This is a genomic window from Aestuariivirga sp., assembly GCF_047600585.1.
Classification (GTDB): Bacteria; Pseudomonadota; Alphaproteobacteria; order Rhizobiales; family Aestuariivirgaceae; genus Aestuariivirga.
The window spans coordinates 1910985-1930436 of record NZ_JASGKP010000001.1 but is presented as its reverse complement, the minus strand read 5'-3'; the positions used below and the strand labels follow the sequence as shown (position 1 = coordinate 1930436).

Here is a 19452-nt window from a genome sequence, read left to right as displayed (position 1 = left end):
CCTCAGTCCTCGGCGTAGACCTCGCGCACGGCGGGCCGTACCGGCGCCATGCCGGAACGCAGCCGCCAGGCGCTGTGCACCACCAGCGTCACGATGATGATGATGCCGCCCCAGAGCACGGCGCGGCTCGGCGTTTCGCCGAAGAGCATCCAGATCCAGATCGGCGTCAGAACCGTCTCGAGCAGGAAGAACATGCTGACATCGACGGAGGGCAGGTAGCGCGGGCCGTTGGCAATGAGCGTCGACGACAGCGGAATGATCACGAGGCCGTTGAGCGCCAGCCAGAACCAGGCGGGCATGCCGAATCCGGCGGTATTCGTCAGCGTGCCGAGCTGGGCATCGAAGAAGAGGAGGGCGACCAGCGCCGAGACGAGGCTGCCGAGGCCCAGGCTGGTGGCGACGTTCTTGCCGCTGCCGCGGATGATGGTGAAGGCGGCGGCGGTGCAGCAGGCGCAGAGCAGCGCCAGCATGTCGCCCACGATCTTGCTGCTGTGCAGGCCGTCCCGGATGATGATGAAGACGCCGATGAAGGCCAGGATCGAGGCCGCCCAGGTGAAGGGATGTACCGGTTCGCCGATGAAGATGCGCGAGAAGATGGCGGTGAGGACAGGCACCAGCGCCAGGATGAAGACGAGGTTCGCCACATCGGTTTCGACCGACGCGCCGATGAAGGCGATGTTGGCGATGGTATTGGTGAAGACCACCGCGAGGCCCGCCTTGCCGGCGATGAACGGCGTCTTGCTGCCGCGGTACATGCGCAGGAACAGCCAACTCGCGCTGATCGACACGAAGAGCAGCACCCCGCGCGCCACCACCATGGCCCACTTCTCGGCTCCGGCCAGCCGCAGGAGCGGCAGGTCGAAGGTGAAGAGAAAGCCACCGAGGGTCGCGAGGATGAGTCCGTACTGCAGCAGCGCGTTGGAGGAAGGATTTCTGGACGTCAAAGTAACCGGACCTTTTGAGGGAGCAACCTACGCGAAGCAGCCTGTTTGAAGCTGTCCAAGTTCATGATCCATTGGGCAAGTTCAAGCTATCCAAGGTTTAGTTAAAACAAAGTATAACAACCGGAGGTTAAGTGAGCCGGAGCAGGGTGAAAGCTGGGGTGTATCCTCAACCCCGGATAGCGGAAGCCCCTGACAGAGGGGCAAAGAGGCGGGGTGGCTTGCGCACCGGCCCGCGATCTCCTATAGCCCGGCCCGTTCACCCGGCGTCGTTCACCCCTGGAGGAAGGCCGGGTCTTTTTTGTTGTTTGGAGAATACTATGTCGAAAATCGTGACGATCAAGGCTGCTTCGCGCAGCAAGGCAGGTAAGGGGGCCTCTCGTTCCGTTCGCCGCACCGGAGACATTCCGGGCGTTGTGTATGGTGACAAGAAGGACCCGGAGCTTATCGCGCTGACCTACAAGGCCGTGCATCCGCACGTCGAGACCGGCCGCTTCCTGTCGACCCTCGTTGACCTCGAAATCGATGGCAAGACCATCCGCGCCATTCCGCGCGACGTGCAGTTCGAGCCGGTGAAGGACCGCATCATCCATGTGGACTTCCTGCGCCTCGGCAAGGACGCCCGCATCAACGTTGAAATCCCGGTTCACTTCAAGAACCAGGAAGCCGCTCCGGGCCTCAAGGCCGGTGGCGTGCTCAACATCGTGTCGCACTCCGTCGATCTCTACTGCCCGGCCGACTTCATCCCCGACGAAATCGTGGTTGACCTCACCGGCATGCAGATCGGCCAGAACATCCACTTGTCGGACATCAAGCTTCCCGACCGCGTGACCGCTGTCTCGCGTGAAAACCCGACGCTGGTGACGCTCACCTCGCAGGCCAAGGAAGAAGAAGCTCCGGTGGAAGCCGCTCCGGCGGAAGTTCCGGCCACGGCCCAGAAGGCTCCGGCCGCTGCTGCTGCGGGTGCTGCACCCGCCGCTGGCGCCAAGGGTGCCGCTCCGGCCGCTGGTGCCAAGGGTGCTGCTCCGGCTGCTGCCGCGCCTGCACCGAAGAAGAAGTAACGCCAGCCGTCTCAGGCTTTCGATGGCGGGGCCGCCTCAGGGGCGTGTCCCGCCATTTTCATTTCGGTTGCCAGTGCCGCTTCCATGCCTGCGATCAGCGACTCAAGGCCGACGTCGAAGGTCTTTTCCCGGTGTTCGCTCGCGAACCACTTGCCGATGCTGATGATGGCTGGAAAAAGCTTCATTGCCTCTTCGGGTTCAACTGGAACCGCAGCCGACGGACCTTTTGCATAGCCGATCGCCTCGTCGAGACCCGCCCCCACGATGTAGTAGCCGAAGACGCGGAAATGGCGCGCCTGCGCTTCGAGCGAAAGGCCGCTCGCCGCGAAAATCTCCACGATGTGGTTGAGGGTGGTGAGCCCTTCGCGGAAATTGAGACGGTGCACGGCGACGATCGGAAAGAAGCCGGGATGACGCAAGGCCATGGCGCGCCAATTCCGGGCGGCAACGCGCAGGCGCTCCTGCCACGGCGCTTTCGTGTCGGCGAAGCTGACTTCGGAGAGACAGATCGCCACCATCGCGTCGATCAGATGCGCCTTGCTCGGAAAGTAGTGATAGATGCTCATGGCTTCGCAACCCAGCTTTTGGGCCAGGTTGCGGAAGCTGAGGCTTTCAATTCCGTCCGCATCGGCCAAGGCAAGGGCCGTGACGGCGATGAGGCCGGCACTGAGCGGACGGCGTTTCACGGGTTTGCGGGACATTCCTGAGAATTGGCGAAACGGCGGGATTCGCGCAACGTGTTCCGCTACTTGACGCCCATCTCGGCCTTGAAGGTTGGAAGGTCGACCTGAAGACCATGGAGAACGGTGCTCGAATAGCGGGTGAGGGCGGCCATCGAGACGGCTTCACCAATTTCCGCATCGCTTGCACCAAGGCGCTTGGCCGTGGCCGTATCGGCGGCAATGCAGTACTCGCACGGAATTTGCGCCGCGACCGCAATGGCGATGAGGGCCTTGGTCTTGGGCGGAAGCGCGGTGGTTTCGGACAGCTCGAGATCCTTCTCCAACTGCCAGTAGGAAGCAACGGTCGCATCCGGCAACTGCGTCACGAAGGTGGGCACACCACCGAAGGCGGCCTTGATATCCGCAAGTGCGGCCTGCTTGCGCGTGGCGATGTCGTCAGCCCGCGCGAGAGTACCGGCGGTCAGTGCAAGCGTGAAGACGATGGCAGCCTGTGAAAAACGAAACATGATCTTCTCCTCTGTTGACCTTACGGCGTAAGGCGCGGGAACACTGATAACCTTACAGCGTAAGAAGTCAAGGCCCCTCGGGCATCACATGGGCGTGAGTGGTGAGGAAGGCTGCCGCCATCCAGTGGCGGCGCGAGTTGATCCGGCGTGGCAAATCACCTACAGCCGACAGGCATTCCGTGGATGACGTCGATGTTTCTCTTCGTGGGGCTGGGGAATCCTGGCAGCAAATATGCCGCCAACCGGCACAATATAGGTTTCATGGCGGTGGAGGCGATCGCCGCAGCCAACCGTTTTGGCCCCTGGCGGAAGAAGTTCCAGTCCGAGATGTCGGAAGGCACGCTTGCCGGCGAGAAGGTCCTGGTGCTGAAGCCGCAAACCTACATGAACGAAAGCGGCCGCGCCGTGGGCGAGGCGGTGCGCTTCCACAACATCCCGCTGTCGCAGGTTTACGTCTTCTACGACGAGCTTGATCTTGAACCCGGCAAAGTCCGGGTGAAGACGGGTGGCGGTGCCGCGGGTCACAATGGCATCCGCTCCATTTCCGCCCATATCGGTCCCGACTTCAAGCGGGTGCGTCTGGGAATCGGCCACCCGGGCGTCAAGGAACTGGTGCAGCCTCATGTGCTTGGCGATTTCGCCAAGGCGGACCGGGAATGGCTGAAGCTGCTGCTCGAGTCGGTGGCCGACAACGCCGCGATGCTGGCCGAGGGCCTCGACGAGAAGTACCAGAGCAAGGTGCATCTGGCCGTTTATCCGCCGCGGCCCAACGCGCCGCGCAAGGCCGAGTGATCACTTCGCCATCTTGCCGGTCTTGGCCTTGGTCTTCACCTTGTCGGCGTTTGCCTTCGCCTGCCGCTTCAGCATCTCCCGCAGGATGGCGGTGGGCAGTTTCTGGCCGTACTTGATCTTCACGGTCTTGAGGCCGGTGCCATAGCCTTTCTCTTCCAGCCGCTTGCGATCGTCATCGGTCAGACGGAACGTCAGGCCGAACAGGGCATGGGCCTTGAAGGCGGAGTAACCGGCAAGGAAGCCATCCTGGCGGTAGAAGGGCACACCCCAGCTGATCCCCTCGCTGGCGCGCGGGCAGGTGGAGGTGACGAGGTCGCGCAGGGCCTCCAGCGTCTCGCGGGACTCGGGCGGGGCCGCGGCGATGTAGGCGTCTACCGTGGTGATGTCGTATTTGCGCATGGTCGGCTGCAACGTGCGATGGGACCATTGGTTCCGCAAGACGAAAAAGCACTTGCAGAACCGCGTCCGGAGTTGCAGGAACCGCCCAGATTTAGATCATCATCAAGGATTCCGGAAACATGGGTTTCAAATGTGGCATCGTGGGCCTGCCGAACGTAGGCAAATCCACCTTGTTCAATGCGCTGACGCAGACCTCTGCCGCGCAGGCCGCCAACTATCCCTTCTGCACCATCGAGCCCAATGTGGGTGACGTGGGCGTGCCCGACGAGCGGCTCGAGAAGCTGGCGGCCATTGCAGGCTCGCAGCAGATCATCCCGACTCGCCTCACCTTCGTCGACATCGCAGGGCTCGTGAAGGGCGCCTCCAAGGGTGAAGGCCTCGGCAACCAGTTCCTTGCCAACATCCGCGAGACCGACGCGATCGCCCACGTGGTGCGCTGCTTCGAGGATGGCGACATCACCCACGTCTCGGGCCGCATCGACCCCATCGCCGATATCGAGACCATCGAAACCGAGCTGATGCTCGCCGATCTCGATTCACTGGAAAAGCGCTACATCAACACCGAGAAGAAGGCGAAGCAGGGCGACAAGGAATCGAAGGAACTGGCGGAGCTGATGCACAAGGCGCTGGTGCTGCTGCGCGAGGGCAAGCCTGCCCGCCTCGTTGAGCGCTCGCATGAACAGGAGGTCATGTTCCGCGGCCTCGGTCTCCTCTCGTCGAAACCGGTTCTCTATGTCTGCAACGTCGAGGAGGCGAGCGCCGACAAGGGCAACGCCTTTTCCGACAAGGTGAAGGCCTTTGCCGAGAAGGAAGGCAACAAGGCCGTCGTCGTCTCCGCCAAGATCGAGAGCGAGATCGCCGTGCTGCCGCCCGCCGACCAGAAGGATTATCTCGATGCCGTGGGCCTGCATGAGCCCGGCCTCAATCGGGTGATCCGTGAAGGCTATGCGCTGCTCGGCCTGCTCACCTACTTCACCGTGGGTCCGAAGGAAGCCCGTGCCTGGACCATCACCAAGGGCACCAAGGCCCCGCAGGCAGCGGGCGTCATCCACACGGATTTCGAGAAGGGCTTCATCCGCTCCGAAACCATTGCCTATGACGACTACATCGCCAACGCTGGCGAAGCCGGCGCCAAGACGGCGGGCAAGTTCCGCCTCGAAGGCAAGGAATATGTGGTGGCTGATGGCGACGTGATGCACTTCCGCTTCAACACCTGAGGCCGCCCATCCCGTGAGCAGCCTCTTGCACTTTGAGGATTTTGCCGCAGGCCAGGTTCACGCGCTGGGGCCGCATCAGGTCACGGCAGAGGCAATCATCGCATTCGCCAGCGAGTTCGATCCGCAGCCCTTTCACCTAGACGAGGAGGCGGCACGGCAGTCGATCCTCGGGGGGCTTGCGGCCAGCGGCTGGCATACGACCTCCATGCTCATGCGCCTGATGTGTGACGCCTGCCTCAGCCGCTCGGCCATCCTGGGCTCGAGCGGCATGGACGAGATCAAGTGGCTGGCGCCGGTATTGGCGGGGGATGTGCTGACCGGCACCTTCACGATCACCGGCACGCGCGCATCATCCTCGCGGCCGGGCATCGGTATCGTCACCTTCACCTCGACTCTCGCCAAGGCCTCCGGCACCGCCTGCATCGAAATGACAGGCATGTTCTTCATGCGGGCGAGGGCGGCATGATCGGCCTCTACCTCAGGGAGTTCGAGATCGGCCAGGTGACGGAACTCGGCACCTACACCTTCACGGCGGAGAACATCCGCGCCTACAGCACGGCCTTCGCGCCCGTGGGCTTCCACATGAATGCGGGCGAGGCGGCGAAGGGCCTCTTCGGCAAGACCGCAGCCGCCGGCTTCCATACCTGTTCCGCCTGGATGAGCTGCTACGTCGCCACCAATACATCCCAGCGCGCGCGCCTTGCTGCCGCCGGCAAGACACTGCCGGAGATCGGCCCGTCGCCCGGGATCGCCAAGGTGCGCTGGCCGCGTCCCGTCCACGCCGGAGACGTGATCTCCTATCGCACCACCGTGACTGCCAAGCGCGAACTCGCCTCAAGGCCCGGCTGGGGCATCGTTACCTTCCTCGCCGAGGGGCATAATCCGGCGGGCGAAGAGGTGATGCGGTTCGAGGGCAAGGTGCTGGTCGCCGCCTGAGCCGGGGCTTTTCCGGCGAAAACCCCACATGCCGCCGTCTCAACCCCGCGTGGGTGGTGCGTCCCTTCTGCCCTTTATTGTCGCGCAACTTGCTGGTATGGGCGCAAAAGACAGGAAGGGCGCAACCGAGAGATACAATCCATGGTTGCGTTGGAGGTTCTCAATCAGGGCCTTTGACAGGCAAGCGGCACGAGGCGGAATTCGATCATGACACAGCTGGGACTCATTCGGGCCACCGCCCTTGCAGGCGCGCTCGCCTTATCAACGCTTCCGGCCTTCGCCGTGGCGGATTTCGTGCTGAAGCGTGATCTCGATACGACCGGCAATGTCACTTGTTCTTCGGAAACAGCCTTCGGCAATTTCGTCGCCGATGCGGTGAAGAAGGCGCAAGGCTCGGATCTCGCGGTCGTCTCCTGCGCCATCATCCGCGGCAACCGTCTTTACACGAAGGGCCAGAGCTTCGATGGCACTGCTGCATCGGCGGAAATTGCCGCCGACGCCAACAGCGTGGTGATCGAAGCCACTGGCATGCAGTTGCTGGATGCCATGGAGCAGGCACTCGGCACTGCGCCCGCCGTGTCTCCGACCTTTCCGCAGATCTCCGGCGTGCGTCTCGTGTTCGATGCCGCGAAGCCTGCAGGCCAGCGTGTCATCAAGCTCACGGTCAATGGCGCCGCTCTCGATTTCCAGAAGACCTATCGCATCGCCGCCACGGAAGATCTGGTGAAGGCGCTGGCTCCCTTCGCCGCCACGAAGCGCGTGGAAGGACAGCCCAAGCCGGTTGCCGCTGATGTCGCCGCTCTGTTGCAAGAGGTGGGCGTGCGCGACATCAAGGTTCTGGGCCGCATCAAGGCCGGAAAGTAATCCCGCTCAACCGCCGACGGAGCTGCGCCGCGGCGCTTCCGGTGCCGGCGCAATCGGAATGCTCCGCGCCACCTTGTAGGCGAGGTCGTGGTTGAAGAAGCCGCGCATGGCGATGTCGATCGCCGCATCCTTCTTCATGAGCTGCAGAAGCGCCGCCCGGTTCCAGGCAATGCATTCGGCCCCGTCGTTGAGGACGACGGTGGCGGAGGCCGGAAGCTCGCTCAGGAAGGCAATCTCGCCGAGGAAGGCGCCTGATTGCAGTGTCGCGGTCTGGCGGTTCTTGATGATCTGGGCGTCGCCGCGCAGAAGATAGTAGAGCCGGTCCGGCTTCATGCCATCGGTCAGGATCGCCGCCCCGCCACCCTTGATCCGTACGGTCTTGGCGGTGAGCCTGCGGAACTGGCCGGGTGTCAGAACCGCCATGCGTTCATAAAGGCCGCGCAGGTCTTCCGGAATGCCGAAGTCCAGACGCCCGCCGAAGACGAGCGCAATCATCATCAGGTTCGCGCCGAACGACACCACCTTCCAGAACAGCGGGTCGAACAGGGGGCCTCCGGGAATGGCGTAGTAGTAGAGGCCTTGCAGGAACAGGCTCACGCCCATGAGCAGGCGAAGCTGCAACTGGTCGCGCAGCAGGAAGGCGAGGAAAGCCATCAGGTTCGAGATGTGGAACAGCAGCACGAAGACGCTGGTGTGAAAGGGCCATTCCATCTGTGTCGTACCTCGGTGGCTGCTGCCGCGCTTGCCGGACCGTCAGTTGAATCGGCGGTCCCACCAGTCGCGCGTGCGGAACCATGCACCGACCAGCGGCAAGAACCAAGGGTTCCCGTGGTAGAGCGGGCTTGTGGGAAACTCCGGCTGGTCGAAGGCGATGGTGCGGTTCGACTTGCCCACGATCTTGCGCGCGGTTTCGCGGCCGAGGAAACTCATCATGGCGACACCCGAGCCGTTGCAACCCAGCGCATAGTGCAGGCCCTGGAATTTCCCCATGTGGGGAAGCTCGTCCATGGTGAAGGCGACATTGCCGGTCCAGGCATGGGTGATCTTCGTGCCCTTGAGCTGCGGGAAGCGGTCGAGCATGAACTGGTAGAGCATGGGTGCCGTCTCCACCGGATCGGAGAAGCCGAACTTGGCGCGTCCGCCGAAGATCATGCGCTTGCCGTCGGGCGAGAGGCGGTAATAGGTGAGCACGCGGCGTGTATCGGCAAAGCTGCGGTTGGCGGGGCTCAGCGATTTCGCGAGATCGGGCGAGAGTTCCTCGGTGGCGATGATGTAGGAACCCACCGGAACCACTCGGCGCTTGAACTGCGGGGTGACGTCGCCCGTATAGCCGTTCGTGGCGATCACCACGTGCTGCGCCTTGATCGTGCCGCGCTGCGTCTTGACCAGCCAGCTTCCGTTCGCCTCCTGGGTGAGGCCGTTGACCGAGGTGCGCGAGGCAATGGGCACGCCCGCCTTGACCACGAGGTCGAGAAGGCCCTTGTAGTAGAGGGCAGGGTGGAGATGGGCCGCGCGCCCCACCAGCATGCCGCCATGATAGTAGTCCGAACCGATGTGCGCGCGCTGCTGCTCGCGCGGAACGAGCACCGCATCCGACTGCGCCTCGGCGTTGATGAGATCGACCTTCTTCTTCATGCCGTCGTAGTGCGACTTGCACCACGCGCCGAGGAAATACCCTGTCTTGGTCCAGCCGCAGTCGATCTTGTTATCGGCGATCAGGTTCTCGATGTTGGTGAAGGCGTCAATGGCGTCGTTGAGGAAGGGCTTCGCTTCTTCCGGCGTCAGTGCCCGGTTGATCATGCGCTTGCCGACATTGACGCCGGCCGAGACAAGCCCGCCCGAGCGCGTCGATCCACCGAAGCCGGGCTCGGCCGCATCAAGGACGATCGAACTCGATCCCGTTCCGGGACAGTTCGAGGGCCGCACTCATGCCGGCATAGCCACCCCCGACGATCGCCACCGCTGTTTCCTTCGGCAGTGCCACCTCCGGCAGGGGCTTCGGCTCATAGGCCTCCCACCAAAAGGGCTTCGCCTTGAAATCAGGGTGGAAAATTGCTTGTGACATGAACAGCACTCCGGGAAGAAAAGACAATAGGGGGAGGTCTTCCGCACGTGCAAGTGAACGGTTCCCCCTCGACGGACAACCCCGCTTCGCCTATCGTGCAACCCTCACATTGACAGTTTGGGTAACGTCATGCGCTTGCGCCACTTCATCATCCCGCTTCTTTCCCTTGTTGGCTTTCTTGTCTCCGCCGAGGCGGCACTGGCCAGCAAGATCGACATCATCGTCAGCAAGGTCTCGCAGAAGATGACCGTGAAGGTGGACGGCTCGACCGAATATGTCTGGCCGGTTTCAACCGGCGCGCCGGGCTATGACACGCCGAGCGGCACCTTCCGTCCGTTCCGCATGGAGGCCGACCACTTCTCCAAGGAATGGGACGACGCGCCCATGCCGCATTCGATCTTCTTCACCCCGCAGGGCCACGCCATCCACGGCAGCTTCCATGTGAAGAGCCTGGGCCGCAAGGCCTCCCACGGCTGCGTGCGCTTGGCGCCCGACAATGCCGCCATCCTCTATGACCTCGTGCAGAAGAACGGCATGTCCAACACCACCGTCACGCTCAAGGGCGGCTTCTTCGACTTCGGCTCGGGCATGGCCTCGGCCGGGGACAAGGCCAGCAGCTGGTGGCTGAACGGCAAGCCGAAGCGCAGCTTCGCGGCCATCGGCAACGACATCGAGAAAACCATCAACGGCGACACCAAGAAGAAGCCCGCCAAGAAGGTCGCCGCCAAGTGCACCGTCAAGGACGGCAAGAAGGTCTGCAAGAAGCCCTTCGTGCTGTTTGGCGGCAACGAAGGCTGAGGTTTTCTGGTTAATCCGGGGCAATCCGGGCAAACTTGACAAATCGGGGCCTCCATGCGCTTTAGCGCGTGAATTTGAAGGTTTTCCCGAGGTTTTCATGACTCACCGTTACCGCAGCCACACCTGTGGCGGGCTCCGCGCCGAACATGCAGGCGGCGAAACCCGCCTTTCCGGCTGGGTCCACCGCGTGCGCGATCACGGCGGCGTTCTCTTCATCGACCTGCGCGACCACTACGGCATGACCCAAGTGGTGGCAGACCCCGATTCCGCCGCCTTCAAGACGGCCGAGAAGGTGCGTTCCGAATGGGTGATCCGTGTTGATGGCAAGGTGCGTCCGCGCCCGGCCGGCACCGAGAACAGCGAACTCCCCACCGGCGCCATCGAGGTCTTCGCGACCGAGATCGAAGTCCTCTCGCAGGCGGCCGAACTGCCGCTGCCGGTTTTCGGCGAGCCGGACTATCCGGAAGATACCCGCCTCAAGTACCGCTTCCTCGATCTTCGCCGCGAGACGCTGCACAAGAACATCATGACCCGCACCCGCATCATCGCGGCGCTGCGCAACAAGATGAACGGCATCGGCTTCAACGAATTCTCGACGCCGATCCTCACCGCATCTTCGCCCGAAGGCGCGCGCGACTTCCTCGTGCCGTCGCGCATCCATCCCGGCAAGTTCTTCGCCCTTCCGCAGGCGCCGCAGCAGTACAAGCAGCTCCTGATGGTGGCGGGCTTCGACCGCTACTTCCAGATCGCGCCCTGCTTCCGCGACGAGGATCCGCGCGCCGACCGTCTGCCCGGCGAGTTCTACCAACTCGACCTCGAGATGAGCTTCGTGACCCAGGACGATCTCTTCGCCACCATGGAGCCTGTGATCCTCGAGACCTTCTCGCAGTTCGCCGGCAGCAAGACGGTGCGCAAGGACGTGCCGCGCATTCCCTATGACGTGTCGATGCGCAAGTACGGCACCGACAAGCCCGACCTCCGCAACCCCGTCGAGATGCAGGCCGTGACCGAGCACTTCGCGGGCTCCGGCTTCAAGGTTTTTGCCGGCATGATCGCCAGCGACCCCAAGGTGGAAGTGTGGGCCGTGCCTGCGCCCAAGGGCGGCTCGCGCGCCTTCTGCGACCGCATGAACGGCTGGGCCCAGGGCGAAGGCCAGCCCGGCCTCGGCTATGTCTTCTGGCGCGAGGGCGAGGAGGGCGGTGCAGGCCCCATCGCCAAGAACATCGGACCCGAACGCACCGAAGCGATCCGCAAGCAGCTCGGCCTCGGCGTGGGTGACGCTGTCTTCTTCGTGGCCGGCCGCCCGGAGAAGTTCGTCAAGTTCGCAGGCGACGCCCGCACCCGCGTGGGCAAGGAACTGAACCTCACCAACGAGAACGAATACGCGCTCGCCTGGATCGTCGACTTCCCGTTCTATGAGTGGGACGAGGAAGAGAAGCAGGTCGCCTTCTGCCACAACCCGTTCTCCATGCCGCAGGGCGGCATCGAGGCGCTCACCTCGCAGGACCCGCTCACCATCAAGGCCTTCCAGTACGACATGGTGTGCAACGGCTTCGAGATCGCCTCGGGCTCCATCCGCAACCACTCGCCCGAGACCATGGTCAAGGCCTTCGAGATCGCCGGCATGGGCAAGGACGTGGTGGAAGAGAAATTCGGCGGCATGTACCGCGCCTTCCAGTATGGCGCGCCGCCCCACGGCGGCATGGCCTTCGGGGTGGACCGCATCGTGATGCTTCTGGTGGGGGCCAGCAACCTCCGCGAGATCACGCTCTTCCCGATGAACCAGCAGGCGCAGGATCTCCTCATGGGAGCCCCGTCCTCGGCCACGCCCAAACAGTTGCGCGAACTCCACATCCGGCTGAATTTGCCTGAGTCGTGACTTAACCCGGGATTAACTGCCTTGCCCGAGTCTGACAGACTCGGATAGGAAGCGGGGGCTTTCAGACGAGGTCAATGATGAAGCGCATTTTGATGGCGGCGGCCCTCGGGCTTGCCGTGTCCATGACGGCAGCAGCGCCTGCGGTTTCCGCCACCACCAGCCAGGAAGAAGCCATTCTCCTGAAAAAGAAGAAGGCGCTGGCCGCCAAGCTCGCGGCCGAGAAGGCGCTGCGTGATGCCGATGCCGAAGCGGCTGCCCTGAAGAAGGCCAAGGCCGCAAAAGCGGCCGATGCCAGCGGCAAGCGCAAGCCCTCGGTTCGCATCCAGCCCGTCGTCGATACGAGCGCGGGCTCTCCCCGCGTCTGCACCGGCTTCTTCAAGTGCCTCTTCGGCAAGCGCGACGCCCGCGTGACGCGCAACGGCGTTTTCCAGACGGCTTCATTCTCCGCGTCCGGCGGCAAGGCCGTGAAGCTCTCGAACAAGACCACCCGCGAAGTGGTGGATTGGAACGAGACCAAGTATCCGGTCGGCTCCATCATCGTGAAGACACCGGAACGCGCCCTCTATTACGTTTCGGGTGAAGGCGAGGCCATCCGCTACGCTGTCGGCGTGGGCAAGGAAGGCATGCAGTGGAGCGGCCAGTCCTCGATCGTGCGCAAGGCCGAGTGGCCCTCGTGGACGCCGCCCAAGCAGATGATCGAACGCGAGGCCGCCAAAGGTCATTACATCCCCGACTTCATGGAAGGCGGCCCGGGCAATCCGCTGGGGGCGCGCGCCATGTACATCGGCGGCAGCATCTATCGCGTCCATGGCACCAACAACGAGGCCTCGATCGGCGGCGCGGTGTCGTCGGGCTGCATCCGCATGATGAACGCCGACGTGATGGACCTCTACGAGCGCGTGAAGATCGGCGCCAAGATCTACGTCTACCAGTAATCCTGGCATCCCCGTTCAATGCAAAAGGCCGCTCCATAGGGGCGGCCTTTTTGCTTGGGACTTTGCTTGAGACATGGGGCGATCTGTTTCATTTCGAAACAGGGTCAGACAAACGTGGCTCCAGAAACAAGTCGGCTCCGGTGGCGATGCCGACCGGAGCCGATTGAAGAGAAAGCTCTTGGAAGAAGAAGGATTACTTCTTGGCCTTCTTGGCCTTCTTCGCCTTCTTCGGCGCCTTCTTCACGGCCTTCTTAGCGGCCTTCTTTGCTTTCTTCGCAGCCATAGTCATCTCCTAGAGATTTGGTTGTTAATGCCCCACAACGCAGGCTCTACAGTCGTGAACCAATCGCGATTGCATGGCGGTATGCCCTTCACGCGCTTGTCACTGTGCACTTACTGAACCCGTTTGTGTGATTCGGCAATATGCCGACCACATCTTGTGTGTCTCACGGAACTGCCTAACAACTGGTAAAAATTCAGGTCGCAGGCCGCATCCTCCGTATACGGAGGAAATGACGGAATCGGAGAAATACCCGGAGATGGCTGCTGAAACAAGCTCTCTCCGTACACGGAGAAAAAGCCGTTTTTTGCCGCCCGAAAGCGAAAAAATTTCTGAACGAGGTGTTGCCGTCATTCCGTAATCCACAGAATTTTTGCCGGAGGCTGTGCACAACTCGTCTTCATCACCCCTCCGAAGCTCTCATCGGTGCTCCTCATCAGTCCGGGAGAGGGGACTCTTGCCCTGAGAATCGGTCGCGACGGGATGCTCTTCATCGTCAGACGACGCTTCATCGCGTCTGTCACGCGCCTGTTGAGGGTGTCGTGCGGGCTTCGAGACGAGGTCGAACACCGTCTCACCCGTGAGCAATGTCCACAGCGCAGTCGCCTTCATCGTCTTCTCCTCCAGCAGCGGTGATGGAGAGCGATCGATAGGCCGCGATGCAGTGCGGAATCCTGGAGTCTCACGCCAATCGATGGGCGTTTGGTGCCGGCATGCAGCGTCAGACCCCCTGGCTTGAGCCCGAACGCCCGTTGACCTATGCTCAACGCCGCGTGGGGGGCACATGTTTCGCGTCACCATCGGGAACGTCCCATGCCAGATTTCTCCCGGCTTCTGCCGGTTTCGCCTGAGATGATGTTGTCGTCTTCGCCGCTGGCGCCGCCGCCGGTGCCGGTAAGGCTGTCTCTTGCCCATCACGGCGAGCGGGCAGGGCCATCCGTGCTCAGCGAATGCTTTGCGCGGATCGGATACCGCTACGAGATGGAGCGGCTGCCGGACATGCCCTTCGCCGCCGACCTCGCGCTCAACATCCTTTCCGATGTGCTGGTGGCGGAAGGCGCAATCCATGGCTCGCGCAACCGCCGCACCCGCAAGCTGGTGGAGGACGGAACGGACGACGCCGTGCTCATCATCAACCTCGCGGGCGAGCATCTGATCGAACAGTTCGATGAGGAGCTGGTGCTGGGCAATGGCGATGCGGTGCTGGTGTCGGGTTCCGATCCGTCCTGCTTCACCCACAAGCCGCCGGGCCGCATGCTGGGCCTCCGTCTGCCGAAGCACACGCTTCTGCCCCTGATGAAGAACAGCGATGAAGCGTGGATGCGATTGATCCCGCGGGGCTCGTCAAGCCTCCGCCACCTGATCGACTACATGGAGACGACGTGGACCGCTGATGGTGATGGGGCGCTCAGGCAGGTGATGGCGAACCATATTCGCCAGCTTGTGGCGCTCACGCTGGGTGCCACGTCCGATACGGCAGCCTGTGCTGCGGGCGAGGGGCAGCGGCTTGCCCGCCTGGCCGGGTTGAAGAAGCTGCTGCGCGAGAACCTGACGGCGGAGTTGAGCCTCGAGCAGGTCGCGGCCCTGTGGAACACCTCGCCGCGCGCGCTTCAACGCCTCTTCGCCGGCGAGAACACCAGCTTCACGGCCTGGGTGTTGCAGGAGCGGCTGGAACTGGCGCGCTTCCGGCTTATCAGCCCGGCCCATGCCCATGAGAAGATCGCCACCATCGCGCTCGATTGCGGCTTCGGGGACCTCTCGCACTTCAACCGCAGCTTCCGCCGGGCCTTCGGCCGCACGCCCAGCGATGTCCGCGCCGAGTCGCAGGCCCGCTGACGCCATCGTCTCTCTCAAAGAAAAAAGCCGGAGCGTGAGCCCCGGCGCTTAGCTAGTTTGATGACAATACCTTGTTCAGTTCTGCATCTGACATCAACTCGATCTTTGCCTCAATCTCTTGAGAGGAGATCGCTGCACTCAGTTCGGCCTTAAGTGATGCATTCTCCTGCCTGAGTTGAGCTTCAATTTGGCCGGCTCGATAACCGTCTCCAAACTGACCACTTGCGAATTCAGGGTTCTGAGGCACCAGAACTTGATTCCAAATGAATTGTATTCCTGCGCCAAGCCATCCTAACACGGCAATGATCGTTAGAATGGCCCTAGAGTTTGCCTCTTTCGATAGCCACCTCAATGGTCGCATTGGTACGTCTCCCGAGGCTGTTACGAGCAACCGCTCGTGGAGCCGCAGGTGTCGCACTTCATGCAGGTGCCGTTGCGGACCATGGTGTAGTTGCCGCATTCGGAGCAGCAATCACCTTCATAGCCCTTGAGGCGGGCCTCGGTGCGCCTGTCCATCACCGCCACGGTTGCGGGTTCGGCGAAGGTCACCTTGGCTTCCACCACTTCGGTGGCGAGTGCCAGGGCACCAACCAATTCGCTCGCCCGCATCTGCAGGGCGTGGGCCGGAGAGGTTGCCGTCACCGTGGCCGTGCCTTGCGGCATCACCACCACGTTGGAGAGGTTGGTCTTGCGCACGAAGCCGGTGGAGAGGAAGCGCTGGGCCGGAACCGGTGCCGGAGCACGGGTTTCGGACGCACCGCCTTCGCCCTTGCCCAGGCTGTCGAAGCCGAATTCCGAGGGCTCGACATGGGCGAGGTCATTGCGGCCGAGGTAGGACACGGCCAGCTCACGGAACACGTAGTCGAGGATCGACGTGGCGTTCTTGATCGAGTCGTTGCCCTGCACCATGCCGGCAGGCTCGAACTTCGTGAAGGTGAAGGCATCCACGTATTCCTCGAGCGGCACGCCGTACTGGAGGCCGACCGACACGGCGATGGCGAAGTTGTTCATCATCGCGCGGAGCGCCGCACCTTCCTTGTGCATGTCGATGAAGAGCTCGCCGAGGCGGCCGTCATCATATTCACCGGTGCGGAGGTAGACCTTGTGGCCGCCCACGACCGCCTTCTGGGTGTAACCCTTGCGGCGGGAGGGGAGCTTTTCGCGTTCGCGGATCATGACCCGCTCGACGATGCGTTCCACAACGGTTTCGACGCGGGCCGCGAGCGGCTTGGCGGCGATGGCATCCGCCACCTCGTCAGCCATGTCGTCCTCGTCGGCGATCAGCTGGGCCGAGAGCGGCTGCGACAGCTTTGAGCCGTCGCGGTAGAGCGCGTTGGCCTTGATGCCGAGCTTCCACGACAGCATGTAGGCCGCCGCGCAATCCTCGACCGCCGCATCGTTCGGCATGTTGATGGTCTTGGAGATGGCGCCCGAGATGAAGGGCTGGGACGCCGCCATCATGCGGATGTGGCTTTCCACCGACAGGTAGCGCTTGCCGATGCGGCCGCACGGATTGGCGCAGTCGAAGACCGGCAGGTGTTCGTCCTTGAGGCCGGGAGCGCCTTCCAGCGTCATAGCACCGCAGACATGGATGTTGGCCTTGTCGATGTCGGCCTTGGAGAAGCCGAGGTGGGCCAGCATGTCGAAGGAGAAGTCGTTCAGCTGCGCGTCGGTGAGCTTGAGCGCCGACTTGCAGAAGTCCTCGCCCAGCGTCCACTTGTTGAAGACGAACTTGATGTCGAAGGCCGAGGCGAGGCCCGCCTCGATCTTCTCGATCTGCGCGTCACCGAAGCCCTTGGCGCGAAGCTGGGCGTGGTTGAGGGCAGGGGCGTCGGCCAGCGTGCCGTGACCCACGGCATAGCCGATGATCTTCTCGATCTGCTCCTGGCCATAGCCGAGGGTGCGAAGCGCCTCGGGCACGGCCTGGTTGATGATCTTGAAGTAGCCGCCGCCGGCCAGCTTCTTGAACTTGACGAGTGCGAAGTCGGGTTCGATGCCGGTGGTGTCGCAGTCCATGACGAGGCCGATGGTGCCGGTGGGGGCAACCACGGTGGCCTGGGCATTGCGGTAGCCATGGGCTTCGCCCAGTTCCACGGCGAGATCCCAGGCGCGGCGCGAAGCGGCGGCAAGGGCCTTGTCCGGCAGGTCGTTTTCATCGAGCGGAACGGGCGCAACCGCCACGTCCTCATAGCCCACGGCAGCGCCATAGGCGGCGCGGCGATGGTTGCGCATCACGCGCAGCATGTGCTCGCGGTTCTTCGCAAAGCCCGGGAAGGGGCCGCGCTCCTTGGCCATTTCGGCCGAGGTGGCGTAGGCGATACCCGTCATGATGGCCGAGATGGCAGCGCAGATGGCGCGGCCTTCATGGCTGTCATAGGGAATGCCGCCGGTCATCAGCAGGCCGCCGATGTTGGCGAAGCCGAGGCCGAGGGTGCGGTATTCATAGGAGAGGCGGGCGATTTCCTTGGACGGGAACTGCGCCATCAGCACCGAGATCTCGAGCACGATGGTCCACAGGCGGACAGCGTGTTCATAGGCCGCGATGTCGAAGCTGCCATCGGCCTTGCGGAACTGGATGAGGTTCAGCGAGGCGAGGTTGCAGGCGGTGTCATCAAGGAACATGTATTCCGAGCAGGGGTTCGAGGCGCGGATTTCGCCCGAGGCCTTGCAGGTGTGCCAGTCGTTGATGGTGGTGTGGAACTGGATGCCGGGATCGGCCGACGCCCAGGCGGCATAGCCGATCTTGTCCCACAGCGCGCGCGCCTTCAGCGTCTTCACCGGCTTGCCGGTGATGCGGGCGGTGAGCTGCCAGTCCTTGTCCTGCTCCACGGCCTTGAGGAACTCGTCGGTGACGCGCACCGAGTTGTTGGAGTTCTGGCCGGATACGGTGCGATAGGCCTCGCCATCCCAGTCGGTGTCATAGGTGTCGAACTGGATGTCGGTGTAGCCCTGGCGCGCGAACTGGATCACGCGCTTGATGTAGTTGTCGGGCACCATGTTCTTGCGCGCGTCCTTCACGGCGCGCTTGAGGGCCGGGTTCTTCTCGATCTCGTAGCAGTCGTTGCCCGGGCCTTCGCAGTTCACGCAGGCCTTCATGATGGCGCTGAGGAACTTCTTGACCACCTTGGAACCGGTGACGAGCGAGGCAACCTTCTCCTCTTCCTTCACCTTCCAGTCCACATACTGCTCGATATCGGGATGGTCGACGTCAACGACGACCATCTTGGCGGCGCGGCGGGTGGTGCCGCCCGACTTGATGGCGCCCGCAGCACGGTCGCCGATCTTCAGGAAGCTCATCAGGCCGGAGGACTTGCCGCCGCCCGACAGGCGTTCGCCTTCGCCGCGCAGGTGCGAGAAGTTGGAGCCGGTACCGGAGCCGTACTTGAACAGGCGGGCTTCACGCACCCACAGGTCCATGATGCCGCCCTCGTTCACCAGGTCGTCGGAGATCGACTGGATGAAGCAGGCATGCGGCTGCGGATGCTCATACGCCGTCTTGGACTTGGTGAGCTTTCCGGTTTCGAAATCCACATAATAATGACCCTGCGACGGGCCATCGATGCCATAGGCCCAATGCAGGCCGGTATTGAACCACTGCGGGCTGTTGGGGGCGCAGATCTGGCGGGCAAGCATGGCGCAGTGCTCGTCGTAGAAGGCGCGCGCATCCTCCTCGCTGTCGAAATAGCCGCCCTTCCAGCCCCAGTAGGTCCAGGTGCCGGCCAGGCGGTTGAACACCTGCTTGGCGGAGCGTTCGCCGGTGGTGCGGTCCTTCTCCGGCACGCCCTCGAGAGCGGCCTCGTCGGCGACCGAGCGCCACAGCCACGACGGCACGGTTTCTTCCTCGAAGCGCTTCAGCGCCTTGGGCACACCGGCCTTGCGGAAATACTTCTGGGCCAGAATGTCGGTGGCGACCTGCGACCACGAGGCCGGCACCTCGATGTCCTCAAGACGGAAGACGATGCTGCCGTCCGGATTCTTGATTTCACTGACGGCCTTGCGGAAATCGATCCCGTCGTAAGAGTCCTTGCCTGCCGTTGTGAAGCGCCGCTCAATTTTCATTTTGTTCGCCCTTTTTGCCTGTATTTCTTGACCCGCGGACGCACGAAAACGCCCACGGATATGTCCCAACCCGCGTTCAACACCTGACCTGTTTGGCGATTTGTTACGCCCCCAAGCTCACGTGGCAGGACACCGCGAGTACCCTCGCAGACCCACTCGGCAGCCGCCTTTTGGCCCCGTGATCTTGGATGCTGATAGTAT

The 19452-nt window shown here is 62.8% G+C and carries 18 protein-coding genes; 10 read left to right on the top strand and 8 right to left on the bottom strand.

All coding sequences use genetic code 11. The features are described 5' to 3' along the window. Positions 1-2: 2 nt before the first annotated feature. Positions 3-944, bottom strand: coding sequence for a DMT family transporter (locus QM801_RS09485; protein ID WP_415018960.1), 942 nt, complete (start codon positions 942-944; stop codon positions 3-5). Between the two features lie 317 nt (positions 945-1261). Here QM801_RS09485 and QM801_RS09480 point away from each other — a divergent pair, with 317 nt between their 5' ends. Continuing rightward, positions 1262-2002: a 50S ribosomal protein L25/general stress protein Ctc gene (locus QM801_RS09480; RefSeq protein ID WP_415018959.1), complete on the top strand. Its 741-nt coding sequence runs from the start codon at positions 1262-1264 to the stop codon at positions 2000-2002. 11 nt (positions 2003-2013) lie between these two features. Here the strand turns inward: QM801_RS09480 and QM801_RS09475 are convergent, their stop codons facing one another. After that, a complete protein-coding gene (locus QM801_RS09475; protein ID WP_415018958.1) occupies positions 2014-2688 on the bottom strand; it encodes a TetR/AcrR family transcriptional regulator in 675 nt (224 codons plus the stop codon). Positions 2689-2747: 59 nt separating this feature from the next. Continuing rightward, positions 2748-3191 (bottom strand): carboxymuconolactone decarboxylase family protein, encoded by a 444-nt coding sequence (locus QM801_RS09470; protein ID WP_415018957.1) that lies wholly within the window; start codon positions 3189-3191, stop codon positions 2748-2750. Positions 3192-3374: 183 nt separating this feature from the next. Here QM801_RS09470 and pth point away from each other — a divergent pair, with 183 nt between their 5' ends. Then, complete coding sequence (pth, locus tag QM801_RS09465; RefSeq protein WP_415018956.1) at positions 3375-3983, top strand: aminoacyl-tRNA hydrolase; 609 nt, start codon at positions 3375-3377, stop codon at positions 3981-3983. Here pth and QM801_RS09460 read toward each other — a convergent pair whose 3' ends face one another. Next, entirely contained in the window at positions 3984-4382 is a 399-nt protein-coding gene (locus QM801_RS09460) for an iron chaperone (protein WP_415018955.1), read from the bottom strand. A gap of 119 nt (positions 4383-4501) precedes the next feature. Here QM801_RS09460 and ychF point away from each other — a divergent pair, with 119 nt between their 5' ends. From ychF to QM801_RS09440, 4 genes are all read left to right on the top strand, one after another. Further along, positions 4502-5599 carry a redox-regulated ATPase YchF gene (gene ychF, locus QM801_RS09455; RefSeq protein WP_415018954.1) on the top strand — a complete coding sequence of 366 codons (1098 nt, stop codon included), beginning with the start codon at positions 4502-4504 and terminating at the stop codon, positions 5597-5599. A 13-nt stretch (positions 5600-5612) separates the two neighbouring features. Beyond that, complete coding sequence (locus tag QM801_RS09450; RefSeq protein WP_415018953.1) at positions 5613-6065, top strand: MaoC family dehydratase; 453 nt, start codon at positions 5613-5615, stop codon at positions 6063-6065. Further along, on the top strand, positions 6062-6535 hold the full coding sequence (locus tag QM801_RS09445; protein WP_415018952.1) for a MaoC family dehydratase N-terminal domain-containing protein: 474 nt from the start codon (positions 6062-6064) through the stop codon (positions 6533-6535). Before QM801_RS09450 ends, QM801_RS09445 begins: the two co-directional genes overlap by 4 nt. 207 nt (positions 6536-6742) lie before the next feature. Further along, positions 6743-7399 (top strand): 5'-nucleotidase C-terminal domain-containing protein, encoded by a 657-nt coding sequence (locus QM801_RS09440; RefSeq protein WP_415018951.1) that lies wholly within the window; start codon positions 6743-6745, stop codon positions 7397-7399. 6 nt (positions 7400-7405) lie between these two features. On the opposite strand, the gene QM801_RS09435 is transcribed toward QM801_RS09440, so the two are convergent. Genes QM801_RS09435 through QM801_RS09425 form a run of 3 tightly spaced genes read right to left on the bottom strand, consistent with a single transcriptional unit; the run spans position 7406 to position 9464 of the window. Continuing rightward, entirely contained in the window at positions 7406-8110 is a 705-nt protein-coding gene (locus tag QM801_RS09435; protein WP_415018950.1) for a cyclic nucleotide-binding domain-containing protein, read from the bottom strand. 42 nt (positions 8111-8152) lie between these two features. After that, positions 8153-9325, bottom strand: a complete 1173-nt coding sequence (locus QM801_RS09430; protein ID WP_415018949.1) for an NAD(P)/FAD-dependent oxidoreductase — start codon at positions 9323-9325, stop codon at positions 8153-8155. Then, positions 9276-9464: an FAD-dependent monooxygenase gene (locus tag QM801_RS09425; RefSeq protein ID WP_415018948.1), complete on the bottom strand. Its 189-nt coding sequence runs from the start codon at positions 9462-9464 to the stop codon at positions 9276-9278. The genes QM801_RS09430 and QM801_RS09425 overlap by 50 nt, the downstream gene beginning before the upstream one ends. A gap of 129 nt (positions 9465-9593) precedes the next feature. Here QM801_RS09425 and QM801_RS09420 point away from each other — a divergent pair, with 129 nt between their 5' ends. From QM801_RS09420 to QM801_RS09405, 4 genes are all read left to right on the top strand, one after another. Beyond that, positions 9594-10262 (top strand): L,D-transpeptidase, encoded by a 669-nt coding sequence (locus QM801_RS09420; protein WP_415018947.1) that lies wholly within the window; start codon positions 9594-9596, stop codon positions 10260-10262. Between the two features lie 97 nt (positions 10263-10359). Beyond that, entirely contained in the window at positions 10360-12141 is a 1782-nt protein-coding gene (gene aspS, locus QM801_RS09415; RefSeq protein WP_415018946.1) for an aspartate--tRNA ligase, read from the top strand. A 74-nt stretch (positions 12142-12215) separates the two neighbouring features. Further along, entirely contained in the window at positions 12216-13076 is an 861-nt protein-coding gene (locus tag QM801_RS09410; RefSeq protein WP_415018945.1) for a L,D-transpeptidase, read from the top strand. A gap of 1093 nt (positions 13077-14169) precedes the next feature. After that, positions 14170-15192, top strand: a complete 1023-nt coding sequence (locus QM801_RS09405; protein WP_415018944.1) for an AraC family transcriptional regulator — start codon at positions 14170-14172, stop codon at positions 15190-15192. A 381-nt stretch (positions 15193-15573) separates the two neighbouring features. Here QM801_RS09405 and QM801_RS09400 read toward each other — a convergent pair whose 3' ends face one another. Further along, on the bottom strand, positions 15574-19251 hold the full coding sequence (locus tag QM801_RS09400; RefSeq protein ID WP_415018943.1) for a vitamin B12-dependent ribonucleotide reductase: 3678 nt from the start codon (positions 19249-19251) through the stop codon (positions 15574-15576). Positions 19252-19452 lie beyond the last annotated feature (201 nt).

Excerpts from the sequence above, each read along its gene's own strand:
- aspS (WP_415018946.1), top strand. The coding sequence starts at position 10,360 with ATGACTCACCGTTACCGCAGCCACACCTGTGGCGGGCTCCGCGCCGAA.
- QM801_RS09420 (WP_415018947.1), top strand. The coding sequence starts at position 9,594 with ATGCGCTTGCGCCACTTCATCATCCCGCTTCTTTCCCTTGTTGGCTTT.
- QM801_RS09440 (WP_415018951.1), top strand. The coding sequence starts at position 6,743 with ATGACACAGCTGGGACTCATTCGGGCCACCGCCCTTGCAGGCGCGCTC.
- ychF (WP_415018954.1), top strand. The coding sequence starts at position 4,502 with ATGGGTTTCAAATGTGGCATCGTGGGCCTGCCGAACGTAGGCAAATCC.
- QM801_RS09460 (WP_415018955.1), bottom strand. The coding sequence starts at position 4,382 with ATGCGCAAATACGACATCACCACGGTAGACGCCTACATCGCCGCGGCC.
- QM801_RS09410 (WP_415018945.1), top strand. The coding sequence starts at position 12,216 with ATGATGAAGCGCATTTTGATGGCGGCGGCCCTCGGGCTTGCCGTGTCC.
- QM801_RS09435 (WP_415018950.1), bottom strand. The coding sequence starts at position 8,110 with ATGGAATGGCCCTTTCACACCAGCGTCTTCGTGCTGCTGTTCCACATC.
- QM801_RS09400 (WP_415018943.1), bottom strand. The coding sequence starts at position 19,251 with ATGAAAATTGAGCGGCGCTTCACAACGGCAGGCAAGGACTCTTACGAC.
- QM801_RS09480 (WP_415018959.1), top strand. The coding sequence starts at position 1,262 with ATGTCGAAAATCGTGACGATCAAGGCTGCTTCGCGCAGCAAGGCAGGT.
- QM801_RS09445 (WP_415018952.1), top strand. The coding sequence starts at position 6,062 with ATGATCGGCCTCTACCTCAGGGAGTTCGAGATCGGCCAGGTGACGGAA.
- QM801_RS09425 (WP_415018948.1), bottom strand. The coding sequence starts at position 9,464 with ATGTCACAAGCAATTTTCCACCCTGATTTCAAGGCGAAGCCCTTTTGG.
- QM801_RS09470 (WP_415018957.1), bottom strand. The coding sequence starts at position 3,191 with ATGTTTCGTTTTTCACAGGCTGCCATCGTCTTCACGCTTGCACTGACC.
- QM801_RS09405 (WP_415018944.1), top strand. The coding sequence starts at position 14,170 with ATGCCAGATTTCTCCCGGCTTCTGCCGGTTTCGCCTGAGATGATGTTG.
- pth (WP_415018956.1), top strand. The coding sequence starts at position 3,375 with ATGACGTCGATGTTTCTCTTCGTGGGGCTGGGGAATCCTGGCAGCAAA.